Origin of the sequence: Kineococcus gurbantunggutensis, from assembly GCF_050871925.1 — a bacterium.
In the GTDB taxonomy this organism is placed as follows: Bacteria; Actinomycetota; Actinomycetes; order Actinomycetales; family Kineococcaceae; genus Kineococcus.
Genome location: NZ_JBJLSG010000186.1, coordinates 1 through 8,663, shown reverse-complemented (window position 1 = coordinate 8,663; position 8,663 = coordinate 1). Strand labels below are relative to the sequence as shown.

General features: G+C 77.3%; 9 protein-coding genes and 1 pseudogene. 8 read left to right on the top strand and 2 right to left on the bottom strand.

The window, feature by feature from the left end; genetic code table 11:
• The first annotated feature begins 285 nt into the window (after positions 1-285).
• The 6 genes and pseudogenes from ACRYR7_RS22375 to ACRYR7_RS22350 all read left to right on the top strand — a co-directional run bounded on the left by ACRYR7_RS22375 (position 286) and on the right by ACRYR7_RS22350 (position 3,681).
• The gene (locus tag ACRYR7_RS22375) at positions 286-1,104 is read left to right on the top strand and encodes a CheR family methyltransferase (protein ID WP_432574320.1); all 819 of its coding nucleotides are present in this window, start codon (positions 286-288) and stop codon (positions 1,102-1,104) included.
• A gap of 14 nt (positions 1,105-1,118) precedes the next feature.
• Entirely contained in the window at positions 1,119-1,499 is a 381-nt protein-coding gene (locus tag ACRYR7_RS22370) for a response regulator (RefSeq protein ID WP_432574319.1), read from the top strand.
• Positions 1,496-1,984, top strand: a complete 489-nt coding sequence (locus ACRYR7_RS22365; RefSeq protein ID WP_432574318.1) for a chemotaxis protein CheX — start codon at positions 1,496-1,498, stop codon at positions 1,982-1,984. Before ACRYR7_RS22370 ends, ACRYR7_RS22365 begins: the two co-directional genes overlap by 4 nt.
• Before the next feature lies 1 nt (position 1,985).
• Positions 1,986-2,342, top strand: a pseudogene (locus ACRYR7_RS22360) (response regulator); the annotation flags it as partial.
• A 709-nt stretch (positions 2,343-3,051) separates the two neighbouring features.
• The gene (locus ACRYR7_RS22355) at positions 3,052-3,357 is read left to right on the top strand and encodes a hypothetical protein (protein WP_432574317.1); all 306 of its coding nucleotides are present in this window, start codon (positions 3,052-3,054) and stop codon (positions 3,355-3,357) included.
• A gap of 63 nt (positions 3,358-3,420) precedes the next feature.
• Complete coding sequence (locus ACRYR7_RS22350) at positions 3,421-3,681, top strand: thioredoxin domain-containing protein (RefSeq protein WP_432574316.1); 261 nt, start codon at positions 3,421-3,423, stop codon at positions 3,679-3,681.
• A gap of 65 nt (positions 3,682-3,746) precedes the next feature.
• Here the strand turns inward: ACRYR7_RS22350 and ACRYR7_RS22345 are convergent, their stop codons facing one another.
• Entirely contained in the window at positions 3,747-4,898 is a 1,152-nt protein-coding gene (locus ACRYR7_RS22345; protein WP_432574315.1) for an EAL domain-containing protein, read from the bottom strand.
• A gap of 199 nt (positions 4,899-5,097) precedes the next feature.
• The gene (locus tag ACRYR7_RS22340) at positions 5,098-5,847 is read right to left on the bottom strand and encodes a polyprenol monophosphomannose synthase (RefSeq protein ID WP_432574314.1); all 750 of its coding nucleotides are present in this window, start codon (positions 5,845-5,847) and stop codon (positions 5,098-5,100) included.
• Between the two features lie 185 nt (positions 5,848-6,032).
• Between ACRYR7_RS22340 and ACRYR7_RS22335 the strand changes: the two genes are divergently transcribed.
• Entirely contained in the window at positions 6,033-6,563 is a 531-nt protein-coding gene (locus ACRYR7_RS22335) for a hypothetical protein (protein WP_432574313.1), read from the top strand.
• A gap of 40 nt (positions 6,564-6,603) precedes the next feature.
• Complete coding sequence (locus tag ACRYR7_RS22330) at positions 6,604-8,613, top strand: glycosyltransferase family 39 protein (protein WP_432574312.1); 2,010 nt, start codon at positions 6,604-6,606, stop codon at positions 8,611-8,613.
• Positions 8,614-8,663 lie beyond the last annotated feature (50 nt).

Below are 8,663 nucleotides of genomic sequence, written 5' to 3'. Positions count from 1 at the left end.
CGTGGGGGGTGGGGGGGTGGCCGGGCGGGGGGGCGGGCGTGGGGGTGGCTTAGTTGTTCGTGCCTGTTAGCCCCACCCCGGAGGCGCTGGGGCGGGGCGGGGGCGGCCCGCGGGCCGGGGCCTCCCCGGCCGCCGCGCGCACCCCCCTGCCGCCGGCGGAGTCCTTCCCCGCCTCGCGCGCGGCGCTCGCGCGCCCCCACGCGAGCCTCCCCCCCCACCCGGCGCTCCCGCCGGCGACCCGCACCGCCGCTGCTGCGGCCCGACCCACAACTGGCAGGTGGTGACATGGCGCTGACCCCCACGGCTTTCGACTGGGTCTGCACGCTCGTCCGCAAGGAGAGCGCGATCGTCCTGGAGAAGGGCAAGGAGTACCTGGTCGAGTCCCGCCTCGTGCCGCTGGCGCGGGCCGCGGGCGCGGCCGACGTCAACGCGTACGTCGACGGCGTGCGCCTGCGCCCGGACCGCCGGGCGCAGACCGCGATCGTCGAGGCGCTGACGACGAACGAGACGTCGTGGTACCGCGACGGCGCCCCGTTCCAGGCCTTCTCCACCACGGTGGTCCCGGCCCTGAAGCAGTCGCGCGCCTCGACGCGCTCGCTGCGCATCTGGTCCGCGGCCAGCTCCACCGGCCAGGAGGCCTACAGCCTGGCCATCAGCCTGCAGGACTCCGTCGTCGCCGAGGGCTGGCGCGCGGAGATCATCGGCACGGACATCTCCACCGAGGTCCTGGAGAAGGCCAAGGCGGGGACGTACTCGCAGCTGGAGGTCAACCGCGGCCTCCCGGCGCCCCTGCTGGTCCGGCACTTCACGCGGGCCGGCATGAACTGGCAGGTCAACCAGAACCTGCGCCAGATGGTCAGGTTCCAGCAGCTGAACCTGACCAGCAGCTACGCCGCACTGGGCCAGTTCGACGTGGTCTTCCTGCGGAACGTGCTCATCTACTTCGACCTCGCCACGAAGAGGGACATCCTCACCCGGGTCCGCAGGGCTCTGCGCCCGGACGGGTACCTCTTCCTCGGCGGGGCCGAGACGACGCTCGGCGTCGACGACAACTGGGAACGGCAACTCATCGGGCGGGTCTCCGTCCACCGGCCGAAGAACTGAGAGGAAAGAACGACATGAGGGCACTGGTCGTCGACGACTCCCGCGCCATGCGGAAGATCATCGCCGGGGCGCTGCGCAAGCTGGGTTACGAGGTCGTGGAGGCCGCCGACGGCGCCGAGGCGCTGAAGGTCCTCCAGGAGGGCCCCCTGCCCGAGCTGGCGACCGTCGACTGGAACATGCCGGTGATGGACGGTCTGACGTTCGTCACCCAGGTCCGGGCGATCCGCGAGTACCGCTCGCTGAGCATCATGATGGTGACCACCGAGGCCGAGCACGGGCAGATCGTCCGCGCCCTGGCCGCCGGTGCGCACGAGTACCTGATCAAGCCCTTCACCGTGGACGCGCTGGAGGAGAAGCTCGCCCTGCTGGGCCTGCTGCCGGAGGTGACCGCGTGACCCAGGACACCGGTCTCGAGGCTCAGCAGGTCGTCGACTACGTCGAGGACGAGGCCCTCGCGCAGATCGTCGACCAGATGTGGCAGTCCTACTTCGGGCACGTCGAGCCGCTGCTGCCGGCGTTCGACCCGCAGGAGGTCCCCGCGCCGCTGCTGTGCGCGAGCGTCGGCATCTCCGGCGCCCGCCCCGGCCTGGTGACGGTGCTCGTGCAGGAGTCGGCGGCCAAGCCGCTGGCCGCCGCCCTCCTGCAGGAGGACGGCGAGCTGACCGACGACGACGTGTACGACGCGCTGGGCGAGGTCGCCAACATCATCGGCGGCAACATCAAGGCCCTGGTGCCGGACGCCGGCGCCCTGGGCCTGCCGGCCATCGCCGAGGCCCCGCCGCTGCCGCGCTCCAACAGCCGCTGCGCGGCGCGCCTGGACGCCAACTGGCAGGGCCACTGGATGACGTTCATCGTGTGGCTGTCCGGCTCGGGGGCCTGACGTGAAGGCCCTCGTGGTGGACGACAGCCGCGTCATGCGTCAGATCGTCATCCGCACCCTGCGCCAGGCGGGCTTCGACTGGGTCGAGGTCGTGCAGGCCGAGAACGGGCGGGAGGGTTTCGAGGCGGTCCGCGCCGAGAACCCCGACATCGTCCTCTCGGACTGGAACATGCCCGAGGCGTCCGGCATCGAGATGCTGCAGAACCTGCGCGGTTCGGGCCTCGACGTGCCGTTCGGGTTCGTCACCTCCGAGGGCTCGGAGGAGATGCGCGAGAAGGCCGCCGCCGCCGGCGCGCTCTTCCTCATCGCCAAGCCGTTCACGCCCGAGATGTTCGCGGAGGCCCTGACGCCGGTCCTCAAGGCCGACGGCACGGTCGACGCCACGGCGGTGGCGGCCCCGGCCGCCGCCGCCGAGCGTCCCGCGGTGACGATGGACAGCAGCCCGCTGCCCTCGAACCTGGCGATCCGCAACCTGCTGGAGGACCTCCTCGGCCGCGAGGTCGAGGTCTCCCCGGGCACCCCGTGCCCGGTGGGCGGCAAGCCCGGTGCCGCGGTCGGCCTGTACGTCGACGACCGGCTGCGCTCCGCGGCCGTCGCGGTCTTCGACTTCGCGCTGGCCGCGCACGCCGGCGCGGCGATCGGCCTGCTGCCCCCCGGGGCCAGCGAGGCCGCGATCGAGGACGGCGAGCTGTCCGAGGCGCTGCGCGTCAACGCCAACGAGGTGCTCAACATCATGGCCTCGCTGTTCAACGTCGAGGGTGCCCCGCACCTGAAGCTGCACGCCGCGTACGCCCCGGGCGAGGTCCTGCGCCCGGACGTGACCCAGTGGGCCACGAGCACCGGCAGCCGCCTCGACCTGGACGTCAAGGTCGCCCGCTACGGCAGGGGTCGGCTCAGCATCGTCACGGTCTGAGCCGCACCCCCGCAGCACCGCCGCAGCACGCCCACGGCCCCCGTCGCACCCGCGGCGGGGGCCGTCGGCGTCCCCGGGCGTTCCCGCCCGCAGCGGCCCCGGCGCCGGTAGCGTCGTGCTGCGCGACGCCGCGTCGCGCCCGGGGAGGTGCGCCGTGCAGGACGCGTGGTCCGACATCGTCTTCTTCGCCGTGCCGGTGGTGCTGGCCCTGGCCTGCCTCGGCGCCGCGGTGCACCGGGGGCACCCGCGCGGCGGCCGGCCCCGCGCCGCGGAGGTCCACGACCGGCGCGCCGACGCGCACCGGCGGCACGAGGGCACGGCGCAGGGGCTGACCGGCGGGTACTGGCTCGGCGGCCACGGCTACGGCGGCGGCGGTGGCCCCGCCGGGGGCTGCGACCCCGGCGGCGGGTTCGGCGGGGGTTTCGGCGGCGGGGACGGCGGTGGCGGCGGGAGCTGCTGAGCCCCCGCACCGCGCCGGGGGAGCGGGCGGAAGCCCCCGCCGCGCCCCGGCGTTGCCCACGGCGTGGTCGTCGAACTGTTCACCTCGGCGTTCTGCGGGCCCTGCCGCAGCGCCCGCGCCGTCCTGACCGAGGCCGTGCGGCTCGTCCCGCGCGCCCGCCTCACCGAGGTCGACGTCGCCGACGACCCGGTGCGCGCCGAGGCGGCCGGCGTCACCAGCACCCCCACGGTCCTCGTGCGCACCGACGACGGCGCCGAGGTGTTCCGCGCCGCGGGCGCCCCCTCGCTCGCCCAGGCGCTGGCGGCGCTGGCGCGCGCGGCCTGAGGGCCGCGCCCACCGGCGCGCCCGCCTCGCCCAGCGCGGTCGGTCGGAGGGGTCCGCCGGCGGGCTCAGCAGCCGCGGCGCTGCTCCCGGGTCAGCACGACCGTCGTCGTCGCGCCCGCCCCGCTGCGCTGCCACCCGGCCGCCGGCCGCAGCGGCAGCGGCGGCGGGGCCGGGCGCCCCAGCAGGTAGCCCTGCGCGCACTCCACGCCCAGGTCCCGCAGCACCGCCAGCTCCGCGGCCCGCTCCACGCCCTCGGCGACCATCGTCGAGCCCACCTCGGCGGCGAAGCCCACCAGCGCCCGCGCCACCGCCCGGCGGGCCGGGTCGGCGTCGATGCCGCGCACGAACGCGATGTCGAGCTTGACCACGTCCGGGGACAGGTGCAGCACGTGCTGCAGGCTCGCGAACCCCGACCCGGCGTCGTCGACCGCGAGCCGCAGCCCCCCGGCGCGCAGCTCCGCGGTGCTCTCCGCCAGCGCCGCGTAGTCCGCCACGGGGTCGTGCTCGGTGACCTCCACGACGAGCCGCTCCGGGTGCGAGGCCAGCAGCAGCCCGCGGACCTCCTCGTCCAGCAGCGCCTCGGCCGAGGCGTTGACGCTCAGGTAGGCGCCGGGCGGCACCTCGTCCAGCAGCGCCACCGCGGAGGCCACCGCCGCCCGCTCCAGCCGCACCCCCGCGCCGGCGGAGCGGGCGTCGGCGAACACCTGCTCGGGGCGGCGCGGGTAGCCGTCCGGGCCGGTGAAGCGGCTGAGGGCCTCCGCGCCCACGAGGGCGCCGGTGCGCAGGTCCACCACGGGCTGCAGCACGGTGCCGCGCCCGCGGCCGCGCACCAGCGCGTCCAGCGACGCCAGCCGGTCGCTGCGCTCGGCGCGCCGCCGGTCGCGGTGGTGCAGCACCCCGGCCACGAGCGCGGCCACGACGTGCAGCGCCTCCACCTGCCGCGAGCCCAGCGGCTCGGCCGGGTCCGCCGGCACCCCCAGCAGCCGCCCGCCGGGCGTGCCGTCCGGGCGCAGCACGTCCACCGCCAGCACCTCGCGCGCCAGGTCGGTGCGGTCGAGCAGGCGCACCGTGGCGCGCACGTCCAGGGTGCTGGAGGTCTGCTCCACGACCGGGCGCTCGCCCTCGCGCCCCGTGCGCGCCAGCGCCGCGACCGGTGTGCCGAAGATGTCCCGGGCCAGGTCGAGCAGCTGGGCGACGGCGTCCTCGTCGTCGGGCACGCGCGCTCCCCCCGCCTCGCTCCAGAGCCCCTGCTGCGGGGCGTCCCGCGGCGGCCACCCCGCGCCGAGGCGCGACGGCGGGTCCCCTCCACCCCGGTCCGAGGCACGACCCTGGCAGACGACGCCGCACCCGGCAACGCTGAGGACCCCCGCGGCGCCGCGCCCCGCCGTGCGGGACGGGACGGGACGCGGCGGGACCTCAGCGGTGCGCGGGCCGCCCGGTGGGGCCGTGCCGGCGCATCCGCCACACCGCGCCCATGGCCTCGGTGATGATCGCCCCGGACATCTTCGAGGTGCCCGAGGTGCGCTCGGTGAACAGGATCGGCACCTCGCGCACCGTCGCCCCGCGCTGCAGCGCCGCCAGCGTCGTCTGGATCTGGAACGCGTACCCGGCCGCGGTCAGCGCCGACAGGTCCAGCGAGCGCAGCAGGTCCGCCCGCCACGCCTTGTACCCGCCGGTCAGGTCCGCCACCGGCGCGCGCAGCAGCACCCGCGCGTAGGTGTTCGCCCCGCGCGAGAGGGCCTTGCGGTACCAGGGCCAGGCGTCGTCGAGGGCGCCGCCGGGCACGTACCGGGCGCCCAGGACGAGGTCCGCGCCGGCGGCGACCTCCTCCAGCATCCGCGGCAGCACCTCCACCGGGTGCGAGCCGTCGGCGTCCATCTGCACCACGACGTCGTGCTCGCCGGTGCGCAGCGCCTCGGCGAAGCCCGCCCGGTACGCCGCGCCCAGGCCGTCCTTGACGGTGCGCGTCAGCAGCCGCACCCGCCCCTCGGGCAGCTCCGCCGCCACGCGCCGCACGATCTCGCCGGTGCCGTCGGGGGAGGAGTCGTCGACGACGAGGACGTCGGGCCCGGCGGGGGAGTCCAGCAGCCGCTGCAGCATCACGGCGATGTTGCCGGCCTCGTCGTACGTGGGCAGGACGACGACGGCGCGGGGGGCGTGGGGCAACGGGGGCTCGCTCGGGTCGGTCGGGGCGGGGGACGGACGCCCGACGCTACCCCAGCCGTCCGGGCCGCCGGCGCCGTCCTCACAGGGGCGCCACAGTCCGCTGACCGCCCCCGCCCACCTCGGCCGCCGACGGTGGTGGCCAACGCGGGGGACCGCCACGGGGGCGGGCAGCGGAGGGGGTCGCGGTGGGCCAGGACGAGGTGCGCGAGGGGTCGCGGTGGGCGCGGGTGGAGCGGGGCGCGGGACCGGCCCCGCGGCCGGGCCCGGTGGCGACGGCCGGGGTGCCGGTGGTGCGGCCCGAGCCGCTGGGCGCGGCGGTGCCGTGGCCCGCGCCGCCCCGGGCGGGGTCGCCGGCCTCGGAGGTGGTGCTGGTGCGGGCGCGGCGCGCGGGCCGCGGCCGCTGGGTGCTGCCGGTGGCGGGCGCGGCGCTGGCGCTGGCCGGCGCCGGCGCCGGCTTCGCCGTGGGGCACGCCACCGCCGACGGGGCGGCGGGCACCGAGCGGACCACCACCGGGCAGAGCGGCGGGCCGTTCCCCGGTCAGCTCCCGGGTCAGCTCCCGGGTCAGCTCCCGGGTCAGCTCCCGGGTCAGCTCCCCGGACAGGACGGTGCCGGCCAGCCGGGCGGTCCTCCCGGCGGGTCCGGCGGCACCGGCGCCCAGGTGCCCGGCGGCACCGGCGCGACGACCGGCACCACGACCGGCACGACGACGACCTGAGCACCACCGGCCCCACCCCACGACACCGGAGCGGAGCACCGTGACCACCTCCCCCCTCACCACGAGCCCGGCGCCGGGCGGCGCGGCCGTCCCGGCCCCGGCGCCACCGCCGCGCTGGAGCCGCGGCGAGAGGGCCGCGGTCGCCGCGCTGCTGGCCGCCACCGCCGCCCTGCACCTGTGGGACCTGTCCGCCTCGGGCTGGGCGAACTCCTTCTACTCCGGTGCCGTGCAGGCCATGACGAAGGACTGGACGGCGTTCTTCTTCGGCTCCGCCGACGCCGGGAACACCATCACCGTCGACAAGCCGCCCGCCTCGCTGTGGGTGGTGGCGGCCTCGGCGCGGGTGTTCGGGTTGTCGAGCTGGAGCGTGCTGGTGCCGCAGGCGCTGATGGGCGTGGCGGCCGTGGCCGTGCTGCACGGCGCGGTGCGCCGCGTCGCCGGGCCGGTCGCCGCGCTCGTCGCGGGCGCGGTGCTCGCGCTGACGCCGGTGGCGGTGCTGATGTTCCGCTTCAACAACCCCGACGCGCTGCTCGTGCTGCTGCTGGTGTCCGCCGCGCACGCGGTGGTGCGGGCGCTGGAGGCGGCGCGCACCCGCTGGCTGGTGCTGGCCGGCGTCCTCGTCGGGTTCGCGTTCCTCACCAAGACCGCGCAGGCGCTGCTGCCGCTGCCGGCCTTCGCGCTGGCGCACCTGTGGGCCGCGCCCACCGGGTTCCTGCGGCGGGTCGGCCAGCTCCTGGCGGCGGGGGCCGCGCTCGTCGCCGGCGCCGGCTGGTGGTTCCTCGTCGCGGGCCTGTGGCCGGCGGGCAGCCGCCCCTACATCGGCGGTTCCACCGACGGCACGGCGTGGGACCTGGCGGTCGGCTACAACGGCCTGGGCCGGTTGTTCGGGAACGAGGGCGGTGGTGCGGCCGGTGCCGGCGGTGCCGCCCCGGCGGGTCCGCCCGGCGGTGCGGAGGCGCCCGCGGGGGGTTTCGGCGGCGGTGGCGGGGGTTTCAGCGCCGACGCGGGCTGGCTGCGGATGTTCGGCACCAGCGTGGGCGGTCAGGTCTCCTGGCTGCTGCCGGCGGCGCTGCTGCTGCTCGTGGCGGCCGCGGTGGTGACGTGGCGGCGCCCGCGCACCGACCGGGTGCGCGCCTCGCTGGTGGTGTGGGGCGGCTGGACGCTCGTCACGGCGCTCGTGTTCAGCCTCATGGAGGGCACGTTCCACCAGTACTACACGGTGGCGCTGGCCCCCGGGATCGCCGGCCTGGTCGGCGTCGGCGGCGCGGCCCTGTGGGCGCGGCGCGAGCGCGTCGCGGTGCGGGCGGTGCTGTCCGCGGCCGTGCTCGTCACCGGCGCGTGGGCGTTCGTGCTGCTGGGCCGCACCCCGGGGTTCGTGCCGTGGCTGCGCTGGGTCGTGGCCGTCCTGGCGCTGGCGGCGGCGGCCGGGCTGCTGCTGCGCCGCCCGGCGCGGCTGGTGGCGGCCTCGCTCGCGGCGGCGGTGGCGCTCTCGCTGGCCGGGCCGGCGGCGTACGCCGCCGAGACGGTGACCACCCCGCACACCGGCTCGATCCCGCTGGCCGGACCGGCCACCGCGGGGGGTGCGGGCCTGCCCGGCGGCGGCGCGCGCGGCGGGTCCGGTCGCGGGGCGTTCCCCGGCGGTGCCGCACCCGGTGCCGCGCCCGGTGCCGCGCAGGGCGGCGGGTTCGGCGGTGGCGGTGGTGGCGGCGGCGAGCAGGTCGGCGAGGAGCTGGTGGCGCTGCTGCGCGCGGCCGGCACGACGTGGTCCGCGGCGACGACCTCGACGAGCTCCTCGGCGGGCTACGCCCTGGCCAGCGGCACCGACGTCGTGGGGATCGGCGGGTTCTCCGGCTCCGACCCCGCGCCCACGCTGGAGCGGTTCCAGCAGCTCGTGGCCGACGGGCAGGTCCGCTACTTCCTCGTCGGCGGGGGCGGGGGCGGCGGCCGGGGCGGTTCCTCGGAGATCGCCACCTGGGTGCGGGAGAGCTTCTCCTCCACCACGGTCGACGGCACCACCGTCTACGACCTGACGGCCCCCCTGGCCGGCTGACCCGCCCCGCGCGCGGAACCCGCGGTGGTCGAGGAAGTGGCCACTTCCTC